The 16,644-nt window shown below is 71.5% G+C and carries 12 protein-coding genes and 1 pseudogene; 7 read left to right on the forward strand and 6 right to left on the reverse strand.

Annotated features, from left to right (window positions below; translation table 11 throughout):
* Window positions 1–142: 142 nt before the first annotated feature.
* The 4 genes and pseudogenes from mtrB to raiA all read left to right on the forward strand — a co-directional run.
* A pseudogene (gene mtrB / locus AB0B66_RS03560) lies at window positions 143–1,744 on the forward strand (MtrAB system histidine kinase MtrB); the annotation flags it as partial.
* A gap of 106 nt (window positions 1,745–1,850) precedes the next feature.
* Window positions 1,851–3,743, forward strand: coding sequence for an LpqB family beta-propeller domain-containing protein (locus tag AB0B66_RS03565; protein WP_360522291.1), 1,893 nt, complete (start codon window positions 1,851–1,853; stop codon window positions 3,741–3,743).
* A 3-nt stretch (window positions 3,744–3,746) separates the two neighbouring features.
* Complete coding sequence (locus AB0B66_RS03570) at window positions 3,747–4,475, forward strand: phosphoribosyltransferase family protein (protein WP_360522294.1); 729 nt, start codon at window positions 3,747–3,749, stop codon at window positions 4,473–4,475.
* Window positions 4,476–4,729: 254 nt separating this feature from the next.
* Entirely contained in the window at window positions 4,730–5,365 is a 636-nt protein-coding gene (raiA, locus tag AB0B66_RS03575; protein ID WP_120316859.1) for a ribosome-associated translation inhibitor RaiA, read from the forward strand.
* Window positions 5,366–5,426: 61 nt separating this feature from the next.
* On the opposite strand, the gene AB0B66_RS03580 is transcribed toward raiA, so the two are convergent.
* From AB0B66_RS03580 to AB0B66_RS03590, 3 genes are read right to left on the reverse strand one after another with little or no spacing between them, the layout of a single operon-like run.
* Window positions 5,427–6,548: a GNAT family N-acetyltransferase gene (locus AB0B66_RS03580; protein ID WP_360522298.1), complete on the reverse strand. Its 1,122-nt coding sequence runs from the start codon at window positions 6,546–6,548 to the stop codon at window positions 5,427–5,429.
* On the reverse strand, window positions 6,545–7,126 hold the full coding sequence (locus tag AB0B66_RS03585; RefSeq protein ID WP_360522301.1) for a GNAT family N-acetyltransferase: 582 nt from the start codon (window positions 7,124–7,126) through the stop codon (window positions 6,545–6,547). The genes AB0B66_RS03580 and AB0B66_RS03585 overlap by 4 nt, the downstream gene beginning before the upstream one ends.
* A 50-nt stretch (window positions 7,127–7,176) precedes the next feature.
* Entirely contained in the window at window positions 7,177–8,790 is a 1,614-nt protein-coding gene (locus AB0B66_RS03590) for a BTAD domain-containing putative transcriptional regulator (protein ID WP_360522304.1), read from the reverse strand.
* A gap of 388 nt (window positions 8,791–9,178) precedes the next feature.
* On the opposite strand from AB0B66_RS03590, the gene secA reads away from it, so the two are divergent.
* Complete coding sequence (gene secA / locus AB0B66_RS03595) at window positions 9,179–12,016, forward strand: preprotein translocase subunit SecA (RefSeq protein ID WP_360522307.1); 2,838 nt, start codon at window positions 9,179–9,181, stop codon at window positions 12,014–12,016.
* A 111-nt stretch (window positions 12,017–12,127) separates the two neighbouring features.
* On the opposite strand, the gene AB0B66_RS03600 is transcribed toward secA, so the two are convergent.
* Both AB0B66_RS03600 and AB0B66_RS03605 read right to left on the reverse strand, forming a co-directional pair.
* Window positions 12,128–12,634, reverse strand: a complete 507-nt coding sequence (locus AB0B66_RS03600; protein ID WP_360522310.1) for an Rv3235 family protein — start codon at window positions 12,632–12,634, stop codon at window positions 12,128–12,130.
* A gap of 125 nt (window positions 12,635–12,759) precedes the next feature.
* Complete coding sequence (locus tag AB0B66_RS03605) at window positions 12,760–12,993, reverse strand: helix-turn-helix domain-containing protein (RefSeq protein ID WP_360522313.1); 234 nt, start codon at window positions 12,991–12,993, stop codon at window positions 12,760–12,762.
* A 129-nt stretch (window positions 12,994–13,122) separates the two neighbouring features.
* Between AB0B66_RS03605 and AB0B66_RS03610 the strand changes: the two genes are divergently transcribed.
* The gene (locus tag AB0B66_RS03610; protein WP_360522316.1) at window positions 13,123–13,626 is read left to right on the forward strand and encodes a hypothetical protein; all 504 of its coding nucleotides are present in this window, start codon (window positions 13,123–13,125) and stop codon (window positions 13,624–13,626) included.
* 7 nt (window positions 13,627–13,633) lie between these two features.
* Here AB0B66_RS03610 and AB0B66_RS03615 read toward each other — a convergent pair whose 3' ends face one another.
* Window positions 13,634–14,587, reverse strand: coding sequence for a hypothetical protein (locus AB0B66_RS03615; protein ID WP_360522319.1), 954 nt, complete (start codon window positions 14,585–14,587; stop codon window positions 13,634–13,636).
* Between the two features lie 380 nt (window positions 14,588–14,967).
* Here AB0B66_RS03615 and pruA point away from each other — a divergent pair, with 380 nt between their 5' ends.
* Complete coding sequence (gene pruA, locus AB0B66_RS03620) at window positions 14,968–16,614, forward strand: L-glutamate gamma-semialdehyde dehydrogenase (protein WP_360522322.1); 1,647 nt, start codon at window positions 14,968–14,970, stop codon at window positions 16,612–16,614.
* Window positions 16,615–16,644: the final 30 nt, after the last annotated feature.

A 16,644-nucleotide genomic window follows, 5' to 3' on the forward strand; every position in this document is an offset into this window, starting at 1 on the left:
CACCCCCACCCCCACCCCTGTTGAGCTGCCCGAACCCCGCGAGGCGGGGGTCGACGGGCAGCGTGCGGGCGTGCCCGGACGCGCCGCTCAGGCGAATGCCGCGCTCAAGCGGCTGGTGAAGAAGACGGCCCGGGTCCCCGCGCTGCGCCCCGCGGCGCGGCGGCTGGCCCCGGGCGTGCGCCAGGCCCGGCGGATCTGGCGGCGCTCGCTGCAGCTGCGCATGGTCACCATCACCCTGCTCTGCTCCAGCGTGCTGGTCGGCGGCTTCGGCTACCTGATCGCCGACAGCAGCACCAAGAGCCTGCTGCGCGGGGCGGAAGAGGACGCCGAGAGCCAGTTCCTCAAGGGTGTACAGGACGCGACCGAACAGCTCGGGACCATTCCGAGCGCGGAGAGCCCGGACATGCCGCGCCAGGTGACCGGACTGCTGGGCACCCTGGCTGGCCCCGGCCAGGGCAGCGTCGTGGTGTCGATGCAGTTCAGCAAGGAGCTCACCTCGAACGTGCCCGGTGGCAGCGAGGGGCTGTCCTGGCCGCAGGGCCCGAAGCTCACCCAGGTGATCACCCAGGAGCTGAAGGAGTCGGTCCGGAACACCCCTGACTACTACCACCAGTACGTCTCGGCGAATCTCGGCGATGCGGCCACCGGACACGGCAGGACCCGTACGTACCTCGTCTACGGCTCCCCGGTGCCCGCGCCGAAGCTGTCGGGCGGCTCGGTCGAGCTCTACTACCTCTTTCCGGTGGACACCGAGGTCGAGGTCGCCGGGGATATCCAGTCGACGGTGAGCTTCGTAGGCGTCGCGCTGGTGCTGCTGCTCGGCATGGTCACCGCACTGGTGACCCGGGCGACGGTCAGCCCGGTACGGGTGGCGGCCCGCACCGCCCAGCGGCTGTCCGCCGGCCTGCTCGACCAGCGGATGGTCGTCAAGGGCGAGGACGAGATGGCGCTGCTCGCCGACGCGTTCAACCAGATGGCAGCCAACCTGCAGCGCCAGATCGTGCGCCTGGAGGAGATGTCGCGCCTGCAGCGTCGGTTCACCTCGGACGTCTCGCACGAACTGCGCACCCCGCTGACCACCGTGCGGATGGCCGCCGACCTGCTCTACTCCCAGCGCGAGGACTTCGACCCGGCCTCGGCGCGCAGCGCCGAGCTGCTGCAGGCGGAGCTGGACCGGTTCGAGGAGCTGCTCACCGACCTGCTGGAGATCAGCCGGTTCGACGCCGGATTCGCGATGCTGGACTCCGAGCCGACCGACCTGGTCACCGTCGTGCGCCGGGTGACCGAGCGGCTGGAATCCGTGGCCGAGCGGGTCGGGGTGAGCCTGGAGCTGGTCTCGCCAGATCCCCCGATCATCGCCGAGATCGACCCGCGCCGGGTGGAGCGGATTCTGCGCAACCTGGTGGGCAACGCGGTCGACCACGGCGAGGGGCAGCCGGTGACGATCACTCTGGGCATGGACGCGCGTGCGGTCGCCATCACCGTGCGGGACCACGGGGTGGGCCTGAAGCCGGGCGAGGAGAAGCTGGTGTTCAACCGGTTCTGGCGGGCCGACCCATCCCGCGCCCGGCAGACCGGCGGCACGGGACTCGGGCTGTCGATCAGCCTTGAGGACGCCCGGCTGCACGGCGGCTGGCTGGAGGCGTGGGGCGCGCCGGGCAACGGCGCTCAGTTCCGGCTCACGCTGCCGGTCCGGGCCGGGGGCCGGCTGGCGGGCTCGCCGCTGCCGCTGATCCCGGTCGAGCCGGCGGTGGCGCGTCAGCGCGCGGAGCAGCCGGGAGTGCCGGCGTGACGCGGGCCAGGCCGGTCGTGCGGGTCGGGGCCGCCGATCGGCGTGACGAGGAGCGGATATGAGCAAGCGGACCGGACGAGCCCGCGCGGCGGGTAGAAGCTGGCTGGCGCGTGTACTGGTGGCGGCATTCGCCGGGCTCGCCGTCGCCGGCTGCGGCATCGGGATCGACAGCGGCGTGGTGCGCGACGGCGCCGGCCCGACGGCGGCTCCCGGGCAGGCGCCTTCGGGGAAGTCGGGTCCGCGGCCGCGCGACGTCAACGTGACGAACCCGAGCCAGCTCGTCAAGAACTTCCTCGAGTCGGCAGCCGGTGATCACGGCCTGCCCGCCTCCCACGAGGACATCATGAGCAACGTCGTGCGCAGCTACCTGGCTCCGAACCTGCGCGATGACTGGAAGCCCAGCGGTGACGGCGAACTGACCCTCGTCGACTGGGCCGAGGAGCCGACGGAGAACTCCATTGAGCACACCGTCGAGGTGAAGGTCCGTTACCTCGGCGTGCTCACCGTCGACGGCCGTATCGAACCGCGCAGCGGCCAGACGAAGCTCACGTTCAAGGTGGAGCAGGTCGGCTCGCTGGGTCTGTTCATCACCGGCCAGCCGTCCAGGCTGCCGAGCGAACTCCTCCTGTCGAGGGATGGTCTGAAGCGGTACTACGACCAGGTGCCGATCTACTTCTGGAACAAGGACGGCACCTCGCTGGTGCCGGATCTGCGCTACGTGCCGAAGGCACTGGAGCAGCGGGACAACCGGCTGCTCGACTGGCTGCTGAAAGGCCCGTCGCCCTGGCTCGCCCCCGCGATAAAGGTCAACGGTCTGCCGGGCGGCACCAGGCGCTTGAACAACATCGTCACGGACGACCAGAAGACGGTTGTCAGCCTCGCCGGTATCGCCGACATGGCCGAGGGTGACGTGCGGGACTCGCTCGCGGCCCAGCTCTACTGGACGCTGCTGCCCAAGGGTCAGTTGGAGTTGCGGGTCGAGTCTCGGGTCTATCCGACGTCGGGCAACTTCCTGGCGGCCAACCGGGCTGCGGGCACCGGCGAGATCCGGGAGCCGGGCCGGTACGCGGTGGAACGTGCCACCGGTGTGCTCCGGCGTATCAGCAGCCCGGATGACAAGGGCCAGCTGCCGCTGGCCGCCGAGTCCAACAACAGGGTGAAGTCGGCTGGTGTGGCCGCACGCGAAGCAGCGTTCGCGCTCGTGCGCGTCGACGCCAAGGGCCGGGAAGGGCTGTGGGTCGGCCGTCGCGACAGCGTGCTGCAAGAGGTCGATTTCGGCGACCTGAAGAACCCGTCGCTCGGCATGCCCTTCTGGCTGGACCGGTCTGCAGAGGTCGTGATGGTGCTCGGCAACGGTCGCCTGTGGGCCGTCAAGGTCGGGGATCGCAAGGCGGTCCAGGTCGACAGTTCCTCGGTGAAGGGGGCCATCACCGCTGTCGCCGTCGCGCCGGACGGCCGGCGGATCGCCCTGGTGAGTGGCAACAAGCTGCACATCGCCCCGCTGCTGCGGCAGGAGAACGCGCTGGGCTCGTTCGTGATCGGCGAACCGCGCGAGCTGTACACGAGCCTGCCCGCACTGCGCGGCGTCGGCTTCCTGCGGGAGGACACCCTCGTCGTGGCCAGCGCCGGACCGGACGTCAAGGTCCAGCTCGCCCACGTCTCCGTGGACGGCGTGATGGAAGACGTCATCACCACCAACGTCAAGGCCGAGGTCTCCAACCTGGTGGGGTACGTGGTGGACGCCCGGCAGCCGGCGCGGACGGGCAAAGTGCTCCTCGACGTCAACGGCGAGGCCAACCAGGCGTTCGAGGACGACACGCTGCTGCCTCTCAGCGGGGGTCTCGTGCTGCCCACGGCACCGGAGCCCACCGCCACGCCCTCGCCGGCCGCGTCGGGTTCGCCGGAACCCAAGCCGAAAGTCGTCGCATCGGCCGCCTGCTACGAGGGCTGAGCCGTGCCGGTCGGGGCGCTCTGGCAGGCACTGGCCGATCTGGTGCTGCCCACGTCCTGCGCCGGGTGTGGCGGGTCCGGGCTGGCGCTTCGCCATGAGGTCTGCGCCGACTGCGCCCGTGCGGTCGAGTCGCTGCGCGCGGCGCCGACCCGCCCCGATCCGGCCCCAGCGGGGCTGCCCGCCTGCGTGGCGCTGGGCGCGTACGACGGGCGGCTGCGGGAGCTGATCCTCGCGTTCAAGGAGCGCGGTCGGCACCGGCTGGCCCGGCCCCTGGGCGCGCTGCTGGCCGAGGCCGTCGCCGCGTCGGCCGCCCCGGATCGCCCGTTGCTGCTGCTGTACGTCCCCGACACGGCCGAGGCGGCCCGTGCCCGGCACGGTGACCACATGCGGGCGCTGGCCCGGTGCGCGGCTGAGCGGCTGCGGGAGGCGGGTCGGCGCGTGGAGCTGGCCGCGCCGCTGCGCACCCTGCCGAAGGCCGATTCGGCGCACCTGTCGTCGGCCGAGCGGGCGGCTGGTGCGTCGGGGGCGTTCACGTTGCGGCGTGGTCCGCTGGAGGACGCGAGGCGGGCAGTGCCCGGGTCCGTGACCGTGCTGCTGGACGACATCGTGACCACCGGGGCGACCCTGGCCGCCGCATCGTCGCTGCTCGCGGGGGTGGGCGTACGCGTAGACACGTGCGTGACGCTAGCCGCGACACGCCGGTACCTGCCGCACCGCGCAATATGGCCGTAATCTTCGGATAATGGCTTGATCGATGCTGGGTGACGGCTCCGTGACGCGCGGTACCGAAAGGGCGAATCTCGTCAAAACAGTCTTGGTACAAGGGATGACGAGTGGCTGACAAGAGGCTAGCGTCAGAAGCCAACCACCTGATGGAGGTCACCGCTCAGCGGTGAACGAGAGCGTCGGAAGGGGCTTACAGAAGTGCGCCCCGGACACCAGTTGCCGGGGTGTTCCGCACTCGGACAGACCGTGGGAGGTCAGGCGTGGACATCGAGGTCAAGGGTCGTAATGTCGAAGTTCCGGATCATTTCCGGGTTCATGTGGCCGACAAGCTGCAAAAAGTTGAGCGTTACGACCAGAAGATCATTGAATTCGACGTCGAGCTAATCCACGAGCGCAACCCGCGCCAAGCTGATTCCTGCCAGCACATCGAGATCACCTGTGTCACCCGCGGCCCCGTGATCCGCGCCACCGGTGCCGCCAGCGACTTCTACTCCGCACTCGACGAGGCCGTTGAGCGGCTCGACCGCCGCCTGCGCAAGGCCGCCGACCGCCGCCGGGTGCACCGCGGCCGTCGCGCCCCGGTCTCCGTCGCCGAGGCCACCGCGAACCTGGCCCTGTTCGAACCCCCCATGGGCGGCACCGCCACCGCCACGCTCGCGCGCTCCGCCAACGGCGCGGGCGGACCGATGGACGCCCTGGAGGACCAGGACCAGCCGTGGCACATCGTGCGGGAGAAGGAGTTCTCCGGTGAGCCGATGACAGTCGACGACGCCCTGTACCAGATGGAGCTGGTCGGGCACGACTTCTACCTGTTCCACGACAAGGACAGCGGACGGCCGTGCGTCGTCTACCGCCGCAAGGCGTACGACTACGGGCTGCTGACGCTGGCCTGGTGAACAGCCGATAGGCAGGTCTCGGCCTGTCCCGTCCGCCGGATGGGACAGGCCGATCTTCGTGTCAGCGGTGCTTCTCGGCGATCCGCACGTACTGGATGTCGTCGATGCGGGTGCCGTCGCGCCCCGGCAGCCGGGCTTTGAGCGTGCCCTCCAGCTCGAAACCGGACCGCTCCAGCACCCGCCGCGATGCCTCGTTGTAGGGGAACGTCCCGGCGACCACGCGCACCACGTCCGCCTGCTCCATCGCCCAGTCGCTGAGCAGCCGGGCCGCCGCGGTGGCGAACCCCCGGCCGCGGTGCTCCGGGCGCAGCGCGTAGCCGAGGATCGCCTGCTGCAGGAAGCGTTCGTGGTAGTACAGGCCGATCTCACCGGCGAACGCGCCGCTCTCGGCGTCCAGGATCACGCAGGTGGCCCGGGTGCCGGCCAGCCAGTCCGACTCGGCGGTGGCGCAGCGCTCGCGCACCCCGTCCAGGGTGGTCGGGCCGCCGACGTTGCTGCGGGCCACCTCGGGCAGCTCGGCCAGCGCGAAGTAGTCCTCGGCGTCGGCCGGGGCGATCCGGCGCAGCCGCACCCGCCCGTCGCTCAGCTCGCCGTCCGGGAACTCGGGCAGGCCGGGCGGCACCGGGCCGGGCGGGTCGCTCGCCAACCTGACGAAGACCACGTAGTCGCCGGGGGAGCCGTCGCGGCGGGGGGCCGTGCCGCGGCGTACGCCCTCGCGGGTGAAGCCCGCCGCCAGCGCGACCCGCTGGCTGGCCGCGTTCGCCGGCACCGTGAGCAGCTCCATGCGGTGCACGCCCAGCGTGCCGAACGCCCAGTCGGTGATGGCCCGGGTCACCGCGGTGGCCACACCCCGGCGGCGCGCCCACGGCGCGACCCAGTAGCCGACCTCGGCCTGGCGGCGGTCGGCCTGCAGGTGGCTCAGCCCGGCCCCGCCGAGCACCTCATCGGTGACCGGGTCCACCACCGCCCAGGTCGCCTCGCCCTGCTGCCAGGTCGCGGGCGACCCCTCGGTGATCCACCAACGCGCGTCCTTCGCCGTGTACGGGGCGGGCATCTGCGCCATGAAGTGCGCCGTCACCGGGTCGTCGCAGGCCTCGCGCAGCTGCGCGGCATCGCGCAGCCGCCACGGCCGCAGGCGCACCGTGCCGCCGTCCAGCGTGAACGGCTCCCGGGGCTCGCTCATGCCTTCTCCCCGTCGAGGTCCTCGCGGACCATGGCCGCGGTCCACGCGTCGCGGCGCTCGCCGCGGTGGGCGCAGCCGCTGCGCTGGAGACCCTCGTAGCGGAAGCCGGCCTTCTCGGCCACCCGGCGCGAGCCGTCGTTGCCGACGTACGCCTTCCACTCCACCCGGGCCAGGCCGAGCTCGCGGATGCCCCACTCGGCCACGGCGCGCAGCGCGGCGCTCATGTAGCCGTGGCCGCGGGCGTGCGGTGCGGTGAGGAAGCCGACGTCGGCGACCTGCGGGTCACCGGAGACGCGCAGGTCGATCTGGCCCACGTAGGCGTCGTCGGCGTCCGCGAGCACGAACGCGGCGCCCTGCCGGCGTTCCCACCAGCCGGGGGCGTAGCCGGTCACGAAACCGACCGCCTTCTCGTGGTCGTAGCCGAGCGGAACGGTGGTCCAGCGCAGCGTCTCCTCGTCGAGGCAGGCCGCCAGGACACCCGGCGTGTCGCCGAGCTGGGCGGGTCGCAGCGTCAGCGGGGCACCCTTGTCGGTGACGGTGCGCAGGACCGGTTGGGGGTTGTCGTACGGGTCGGTCATGGCCCCACCCTGGCATACGGGCCTGGGGTCCGGCATCGGAGATTCCCCGCTCAGGTCAGCGCGACCAGCACGTCCCGCTGCTCGTCGACGAGCTGCCGGGGCAGCAGCCGGTGGTCCACGAGCTGGTCGACGGCCAGCAGCGGGCCGGTGGTGGTGCGGTGGTCGACGATGCGCTGGGCCTGCTCCAGGCTGATCCCGGGTACGCGGGCCAGCACCTCGGCGGGCACGCCGTTCACGTCGACGAGGCCGCCGTCGTCGAAGGTGGGTGCCAGGTCGGGCCGGCCGATGTGCAGCCGCCGGGCGATGTCGGGATGCTGGGTCAGCAGGCGGCGCGCCTGCTCCCGGCGTACCCGCAGCTCGATGGCCTGCACCAGGGCGGCTGCGGGTTGGTGGCGCGGCTTGTCCAGGCCGAGGAAGAGGCCCTGCGCGACGCCGCCGACCCACATCACCAGCACCGCCATGAGCGAGATGTCGTCGCCGGTGGTGATCTGCTCGGAGCTGGGGTCCCCGGACATCCACGCGACCACGGCCAGGACCAGGTAGGCGACGGCGGACAGGCCGATCCGCCAGCTGCGCCGGTACGCGGCGAAGAATCCCATCACCGCGAAGGCGGCGAAGCCGCAGGTGAGCAGCGGCACCGCCGCACCCACCGCGGCGAGCACGATGCGCTTGGCCCCGGCCGAGTCCGACTCCGGGGCGCGCACCGGGACCGGGTACGGCGCCCACAGCGGCATGCCGTACGGCGTCCAGCCGCCGGCAGGCGGGCCGCCGTGGCCGGGCGGGACCGGCTGCGGATAGGGCGGCGGCGCTAAACCGGCGGGCGGCCCGGGACGTGGGCCGGGCACCGGCGCTGGGGCATGCGGGTGCCCCACGGGCGCGGTGTTGGGGTGCAGCAGCGCCGGGTCGCCCTGCAGGATGGACCGGTGCAGCTGCTGCAGCCGCTCGCCGGGTTCCACCCCGAACTCCTCGGCCAGCAGCGCGCGGGCGTCGCGGTACGCGGCCAGCGCCTCCGCCTGCCGGCCGCACCGGTAGAGCGCCAGGATCAGCAGGTGGCGCAGCCCTTCCCGGAGCGGGAATTCGGCCACCAGTTCCACCAGCCGGGTCGCCGCGTCCACGTGTCGGCCCAGTTCGAGTTCCAGCTCGACCATGGTCTCCAGGGCGGCGGCGCGGCTCTCCAGCAGCCGCTCGCGGGCCGCGTCGAAGGCCGGTCCGGTCAGGCCGCCCAGCGGCTCGGCCCGCCACAGCGCCACGGCGTCGCGCAGCACCGCGACGGCTTCGAGCAGCCGCCGCTCGGTGCGCAGCCCGTGCGCGCGGGACACCTGCCGGGCGAAGACGTCCGTGTCGAGGCTGCCCTCGGCCGCCGCCAGCACATAACCGGCCGGGGTCAGCGTGATCAGGCCGCCCGGGTTGCGGGGCGAGTGCTCGGGGTCCAGCGCGCGGCGCAGGCCCGCGACGTACTTCTGCACCACGTTCGGCCCGTTCTCGGGCGGTTCGGACTGCCAGACCGCGTCGATGATGGCGGCGGGGGCGACCGGCCGGTTGGCGTGCAGCACCAGCATCGCCAGCACCGCCCGCTGCTTACCGGGTCCCAGGTCGAGTTCCGTGCTGCCGTGCCACGCCCGCAGCGGGCCCAGCAGTTCGAAGCGCAGCGGTCGGTCGGTCACGGTCCCCCCTGTCGGCTGGCGCGGGCCACACCTGCCCGAGCGGCGTTGACCTGGACTGACGTGATCACGGCAGCCGGAGCGCAGCAGTCGGCAGCATAGCGGCAGCGCGGCGGCCGCAGGGGTGGCCACCATGGTCACCGTTGGCGGAGCGGCCCGGCCCGGAGTCAGGGGGTACGGGGGCGGCCGGCGCGGCGTGCCGACGCCGTGGCGGCCGTCTCCCCGGCGGCCGGATCCGGGCGCCCGCGAACGACCCCGAACGGCGCGACGACGGCCCGAAGGTTTGTAACTTCGTGCCCGATTCTGCCGGTTCGCTTCCCCGGGGGTGACGATTCGCCGTGCGATGCGCCTACGATGGGTCGGCAGACTGTCTAGGGAGCGATGAACACCCGTGTCGATTTTCGAGAAGATCCTCCGTGCCGGTGAGGGGCGGATGCTCCGCCGGCTCAAGGCCATCGCCGACGCCGTCAACTCCATCGAGGAGAACTACGTCGATCTGAGCGATGCCGAGCTGCGGGCACTGACCGACCAGTACCGTGAGCGTCTCGCCGACGGGGAGACCCTGGACGACCTGCTCCCCGAGGCGTTCGCCACGGTGCGCGAGGCCGCCAAGCGGGTGCTGCACAAGCGGCACTACGACGTGCAGATCATGGGCGGCGCGGCCCTGCACTTCGGCAACATCGCCGAGATGAAGACCGGTGAGGGCAAGACCCTGGTGTCGACCCTGCCGGCCTACCTCAACGCGCTGTCCGGCAAGGGCGTGCACGTCATCACGGTCAACGACTACCTGGCCCAGCGTGACGCCGAGTGGATGGGGCGCGTGCACCGCTTCCTCGGCCTGACCGTCGGGACGGTGCTGCCCAACCGCCCGGCCGACGAGCACCGCGCGGCCTACGACTGCGACATCACGTACGGCACGAACAACGAATTCGGCTTCGACTACCTGCGCGACAACATGGCCTGGTCGGCCGCGGACATGGTGCAGCGCGGCCACGGCTTCGCGATCGTCGACGAGGTCGACTCGATCCTCATCGACGAGGCCCGCACGCCGCTGATCATCTCCGGCCCGGCCGAGCAGTCGCAGCGGTGGTACGGCGAGTTTGCCGCGGTGGTGGCCCGGCTGGAGCGGGGCAAGGACGGTTCGGGCGACTACGAGGTCGACGAGTCCAAGCGCACCATCGCGGTGACCGAGCGGGGCGTCTCCCGGGTCGAGGACCGGCTGGGCATCGACAACCTGTACGAGTCGGTGAACACCCCGCTGGTCGGCTACCTGAACAACGCCATCAAGGCCAAGGAGCTGTTCAAGCGCGACAAGGACTACATCGTCTCCGACGGCGAGGTCCTGATCGTCGACGAGTTCACCGGCCGTATCCTGCACGGCCGCCGCTATAACGAGGGCATGCACCAGGCGATCGAGGCCAAGGAAGGCGTCGAGATCAAGCAGGAGAACCAGACCCTGGCGACGGTCACCCTGCAGAACTACTTCCGCATGTACGAGAAGCTGTCCGGCATGACCGGCACGGCGCAGACCGAGGCGGGCGAGTTCAACAAGGTCTACAACGTCGGCGTGGTGAGCATCCCGACGCACCGCCCGATGGTCCGCCAGGACAAGTCGGACGTCATCTACAAGACCGAGAAGGCGAAGTTCCAGGCGGTCGTCGAGGACATCGCCGAGCGCCACGCCACCGGCCAGCCGGTGCTGGTCGGCACGGTCTCGGTGGAGAACTCCGAGATCCTGTCGCAGCTGCTGCGCCGCAAGGGCATCCCGCACGCGGTCCTGAACGCGAAGTACCACGCCCGCGAGGCGGAGATCATCGCGCAGGCGGGCCGCAAGGGCGGTGTCACGGTGGCCACCAACATGGCGGGTCGTGGCACGGACATCCTGCTCGGCGGCAACCCCGAGTTCCTCGCCGCGGCGGAGCTGCGCCAGCGGGGGATCACCGAGGAGGAGAACGGCGACGACTACTACAAGGCGCTCGAGGAGATCCTCCCCACCTGGGAGGAGGCCTGCGCGGCCGAGGCCGAGGAGGTCACCGGCGCGGGCGGCCTCTATGTGCTGGGCACCGAGCGGCACGAGTCCCGCCGCATCGACAACCAGCTGCGCGGTCGCGCCGGTCGGCAGGGTGACCCGGGCGAGTCGCGGTTCTACCTGTCGTTGCAGGACGACCTGATGCGCCGGTTCCGCTCCGGTGCGGTCGAGGCGGTCATGGACCGCTTCAACATCCCGGACGACGTGCCGATCGAGTCGAAGATGGTGACCCGCCAGATCCGGGGCGCGCAGACGCAGATCGAGGCCCAGAACGCCGAGATCCGCAAGAACGTGCTCAAGTACGACGAGGTCATGAACAAGCAGCGCCAGGTGGTCTACGCCGAGCGCAAGCGCGTGCTCGACGGCGAGGACCTGCACGACCAGGTCGACTCGATGATCGACGACGTGGTCGCGGCGTACGTCACCGGCGGCACCGTCGGCACCGGCAAGGAGTACGCCGAGGACTGGGACCTCGACCAGCTGTGGACCAACCTCAAGCAGCTGTACCCGGTCACCATCACGCTGGAGGACCTGGAGGAGGAGACGGGCGCCGAGCGCACCACCTTCGACCACGAGTTCCTCGTCGAGCGGATGAAGCAGGACGCGCACGACGCGTACGACCGCCGCGAGCAGCAGCTCGGCCCGGAGGCGATGCGCGAGCTGGAGCGCCAGGTGCTGCTGGCCGTCATCGACCGCAAGTGGCGCGAGCACCTCTACGAGATGGACTACCTCCAGGAGGGTGTCGGCCTGCGCGCGTACGCCCAGCGTGACCCGCTGGTCGAGTACCAGCGCGAGGGCTTCGACATGTTCGCCCAGATGATGGAGGGCATCAAGGAGGAGGCCGTCGGCTTCCTGTTCAACCTGGAGGTCCAGGTCGAGCAGGCACCGGCCGAACCGTCCTCGCCGGGCGTGCCGCTGCCGGACGGCGAGTCGCACGTCGAGGTCCGGGCCAAGGGCCTGGGCCAGCGGCAGCAGCCGCAGCGTGTGCAGTACACCTCGCCGACGATCGACGGCGCGGCCGGCGCGGGCTCGCCGCAGGTGCAGCAGGCTCCGGCGCTGGGCATCGGCAACGGCGACGGCGGCCGCAAGCCGTCCCCGCGCAGCGGTGGCCGCGGCGCGGTGGCCGCCCCGGCCTCCCGCAACAGCCCCTGCCCCTGTGGCTCGGGCAAGAAGTACAAGCGCTGCCACGGCGCTGCCTGACCCACCGAACGCAGCACAGCGAAGAAGGACCGGCCCACGGGCCGGTCCTTCTTCGTATGGAGCCCGGAGCGGGCGGCGCGGATCGATGGGGTGCAGCCGCCCGCCCCGGGGTCAGAGGAGCACCAGGAGGGCGGTGCAGCGCCAGTTCGTGGTGTCGCGCTCCAGGCGGTACGCCACCGACCAGGTGGTGCGGCCGTCGCTGAGCACCGCGGCGACCTCGGCGACACCCGGGCGGGGCTCGCAGGTGCGCAGCTGGCGACGGCGGACGGGGCGGCGCGGGGAGCCGGCTGGCACGGACTGCCGGAGCGCGGCCAGCCGGCGCAGGCTGCGGGACAGCTCGTCGAGCACGGTGTTGGCCTCGGTGACGCGCAGCAGCGGGCGCAGCTGGCCGGGGGAGCGGAAGCCGTTGAACAGCTCCAGGCACAGGTTCAGGAAGCGCAGGGCCGCGGTGTGGCATTCGGGCGAGGCTCCGGCGACGGCCTCCGGCGGGATGACCTCGCTGGGTTCGGGCCGGGCCGGCCGGTAGGTGGTGGGGCGCAGCTCGTCGTCGAACGGCGGGTCGAGCGGGGGCGCGCGATGGATGCGGACGGATCCGGCCGGTACGGCGAGTGCCGTCATCGGGACCACCACCTCTGATCTTGAGTTTGCTTGAGTTTGCCTCCGTTTGACATTTGTAGCTTGTGCTTGAGGCATCGGTCAATGCCTATCTCGCGATCTTGGTGTGCGCGAGGGCCGCGCCGGGCTCAGTCCTCGCCGCCGGCCAGCGGGTTGTCCTTCACGTACTGCTGGGCCTCGTCGTAGAGCTGGGCGATGAACTCCTCCAGCCGGGACCGTTCCACGCGCCACTGGCCGCGCCCGCCCAACCGGATGGCGGGCAGCTCGCCCCGCCGGACCAGCGCGTAGATCTGCGCCGTGGAGGTGCTGAGCTCCTCGGCGACCTGCTCCAGGGTGAGGAACCGGGGCGACGGCTGGGTCATGGCGGTGGATCTCCTGAATCGGGGCTGATTCTTGCGGTTGCTTCAGTTTGCCACCGGATGGTGTGACGCGGGAGTCCGGTGCCGCCGTGCGAGACTGTGCGCAGGCGAACGGGGACGGAAGGATCCGACGTGGCGAACGATCTCGTGAGGGTGTACCTGCCGGCGACGGTGAAGCTGGTGGCGACGTTGCGTGACGCCGACGAGCTGCCCGGCGCGATCGCGCACGCGGTGACTCCGGCCCTGCGTGAGTGGTATGCCGAGGGCGACGAGGAGGAGCTGGAGTACGTCGCCTTCATGCGGGCCGCCCAGGACGCGCTGCGCCTGCTGCGTGACGACCCGTCCGCTCCCCGGCGGCGCGTGGTGGTCTCCGCCGACGTGCCCGCGAGTCAGGTGATCACCGAAAGCCGGGATCTCGGCACCAGCTCGGTCCGGCTTGACGGCGCCGTGCGCCGCGCCGCGATCGCCGCGTTCCACGTGGACGAGCCCGAGGCGGAGCCGGTGGTGGCCGAGGCCGCCGAGGTGGTCGAGCGGGCCGCGGGCGGCGACCCGGACGCGCAGTTCACCGTCGACTCCGCCGAGGATCTCGACCTGCTCTGGTACGCACCGGAGGAGCTCGACGAACTCCTCCGGTGAAAGGCACTCAGTCCCGGACGGCCTTCGGCAGGCTCCGGCCGTACGCGATGGTCGTGGTGAGCGCGCCGACGAACAGCACGACCAGCCCGGTGTTCAGGCGCGAGGCCGCGATGAAGGACAGGATCTCGCTGTCGGCGGAGATGTCCGCCTCGGCGAGCGAGAGCAGCTGGGCGACGCCCAGCCGGGTGCAGAACTCGGCGACGATCAGCAGCAGCCCGGCGGCCGCGCCCGCGGCCAGGTAGACCGGCCACTTGGCGGTGTCCCCGCTGCGCGCGGCCGCGCGCCGGATGCGCCAGTACGCGGCGAGCCCGGCGATCAGGCCCGCGATGATCGCGGTGGTGCCGGCCAGCAGCCCGTTCGCGGAGTAGCGCTCGGCCGCGGTGTCACCGCTGCCGAACGCGTTCAGCAGCGGAGTGGAGAACAGCGCCACCACGTTGAGGAAGATCAGCACCAGCAGCGCCGCGGACAGGCCCGCCGCCATGATGCGGGCCGGGCGGATCGCGCCGAGCGCCCCGCCGAGCGCCCCGGCCACCCCGACGGCGACGGCCACCACACCGACGGCGCGCGCCGACATGCCGTACGCGAGCAGGACGGCCCCGCTGGCCAGCGTGCCGGTCAGCAGGCCGGCGGCGGTGCCCACGGCCCAGCGGCCGACGCCGCGCTCGGCCCACGCCTTGCGGCGGCCCAGCGCGAGCGTGGACCACAGCCCGACCGCTGCCCCGGCGAGCAGATTGGCCTGGATGACCTGCGGCAGCAGGATCGCCGCCATGACCAGGCTCCAGTCGCCCGCCTCGCCGGTGAACGCGGTGCGGTAGAAGAGCAGCGTCACCAGGAGCCAGGCCAGGGCGGAGAAGGCCAGCCAGCCGGTCGTGGACGGCGCCCGCGGCGGGGTGGGCGCGGCGGGAGGCTCCGCGGTCTTGCGCGGTGACTCGGTGGACGTGGCGGTCGCGGGCTCGGTCATCGTGGTCTCCTGTTGGGCGACAGTGGGCCTGCCGACGGCGTGGTGCTCGCCGCGGCGGCCCCGTGTCGGAAGGGCCTGGACGGCTGGCTCGGGGCCACCGGTGGGACCGGTCCGGCCGACCGGCCCGCCGACGAGACGGCAGGCGTGGACGAGCGGGGTCCCATGCTCCGGCGACCTAGCCTAGCCAGGCCGGAGGGGTGGGTAGGCTGGAGCGGTAGGGCGGGCCCGGTGACCAGGACCGGAACGCGGTCGACCCGGTGGCCGCCGACCCGGTCATGGTCGAACGGATCACATGTCTGCCGCCGGGCCGGGCTGTGGCGGTACTTTGCGTGCAAGTATGCAAAGAACGTTGCCGTACCTTCCGACCGGAGGAGCCATCGATGGACGCCGTATCCGTGGTGCCCGAGCCGCACAACGAGCCGGTGCACACCTACGCACCGGGCAGCGCTGAGCGATCCCGTCTGCACAAACGTCTCGGGGAGCTCGCCTCGGAGCAGCTCGAACTGACGATGACCATCGACGGGCAGCAACGTATGGGTGGCGGCAACGCGATCCACGTCGTCCAGCCGCACAAGCACTCGCATGTGCTGGGAGTCACCCACAATGCCACCAACGCCGATGCGGTGGCGGCGGTGACGGCCGCGAAGAAAGCCGCCCCTCTTTGGCGTGATATGTCCTTCGACGACCGTGCCGCGATCTTCCTGAAGGCCGCCGATCTCCTCTCCGGCCCGTGGCGCGACACCCTCAACGGCGCCACCATGCTCGGCCAGTCGAAGACCGTCCAGCAGGCGGAGATCGACTCGGCCTGTGAGCTGATCGACTTCCTGCGCTTCAACGTGCACTTCGGCCGCAAGCTGCTGGCCGAGCAGCCGGTCTCCTCGCCCGGCGTGTGGAACCGCTTCGACCACCGCCCGCTGGAGGGCTTCGTCTACGCGGTCACCCCGTTCAACTTCACCGCCATCGCGGGCAACCTGCCGGCGACCCCGGCCCTGATGGGCAACACGGTGGTCTGGAAGCCGGCGCACACCCAGCAGTTCTCGGCGCACTTCCTGATGCGGCTGTTCGAGGAGGCGGGCCTGCCCCCGGGCGTCATCAACATGGTGACCGGCGACGGCCTGGCCGTCTCCGAGGTGGCCCTGGCCGACCCGGACCTGGCCGGCATCCACTTCACCGGCTCCACCCGCGTCTTCCAGCACCTGTGGAAGCAGATCGGCGACAACATCGCCGGCTACCGCTCCTACCCGCGCATCGTCGGCGAGACCGGCGGCAAGGACTTCATCGTCGCGCACCCGTCGGCCGACCCGGCCGCACTGGTCACCGCGATGGTCCGGGGCGCGTTCGAGTACCAGGGCCAGAAGTGCTCCGCCGCGTCGCGGGCGTACGTGCCGCGCTCGCTGTGGGAGTCCGGTGTGCGCGACCAGCTCGTCGCCGACACCGAGTCGCTGACGTACGGCGACGTGACCGACTTCCGCAACTTCGGCGGCGCGGTGATCGACGAGCGCTCGTTCGCCCGGCTGTCCGCGGCGCTGGAGAAGGCCAAGGCGTCGGAGTCCTGCGACATCATCGCGGGTGGCGAAGCCGACGACAGCACCGGCTACTTCGTGCAGCCGACCGTGATCGTCTGCACCGATCCGACCAACGAGGTGTTCACCACCGAGTACTTCGGGCCGATCCTGGCCGTCTACGTCTACGACGACGCGGACTTCGCCTCGGTCGTCAAGCAGATGGAGAGCGTCGCCCCGTACGCGCTGACCGGCGCGATCTTCGCGCAGGACCGGCGGGCGCTGGAGTGGCTGTCGCACGAGCTGCGCTTCGCCGCGGGCAACTTCTACCTCAACGACAAGCCGACCGGCGCGGTCGTCGGCCAGCAGCCCTTCGGCGGCGGCCGGGCCTCGGGCACCAACGACAAGGCGGGCTCCTGGCACAACCTGATCCGCTGGATGTCCCCGCGGACGATCAAGGAGACGTTCGTCCCGCCGACCGACCACCGCTACCCGCACATGGACACCGACCACCCGCGTCCGTGACCCGTTGATCGGGAAAGGGGCTGTATCCAG

The sequence above is a fragment of the Catellatospora sp. NPDC049111 genome, from assembly GCF_040648615.1.
In the GTDB taxonomy this organism is placed as follows: domain Bacteria; phylum Actinomycetota; class Actinomycetes; order Mycobacteriales; family Micromonosporaceae; genus Catellatospora; species Catellatospora aurea.

Coding starts and splice junctions, on each gene's coding strand:
- AB0B66_RS03565 (WP_360522291.1), top strand. CDS start 1,851: ATGAGCAAGCGGACCGGACGAGCCCGCGCGGCGGGTAGAAGCTGGCTG.
- AB0B66_RS03580 (WP_360522298.1), bottom strand. CDS start 6,548: ATGAGCGAGCCCCGGGAGCCGTTCACGCTGGACGGCGGCACGGTGCGC.
- AB0B66_RS03585 (WP_360522301.1), bottom strand. CDS start 7,126: ATGACCGACCCGTACGACAACCCCCAACCGGTCCTGCGCACCGTCACC.
- AB0B66_RS03600 (WP_360522310.1), bottom strand. CDS start 12,634: ATGACGGCACTCGCCGTACCGGCCGGATCCGTCCGCATCCATCGCGCG.
- AB0B66_RS03605 (WP_360522313.1), bottom strand. CDS start 12,993: ATGACCCAGCCGTCGCCCCGGTTCCTCACCCTGGAGCAGGTCGCCGAG.
- AB0B66_RS03615 (WP_360522319.1), bottom strand. CDS start 14,587: ATGACCGAGCCCGCGACCGCCACGTCCACCGAGTCACCGCGCAAGACC.
- pruA (WP_360522322.1), top strand. CDS start 14,968: ATGGACGCCGTATCCGTGGTGCCCGAGCCGCACAACGAGCCGGTGCAC.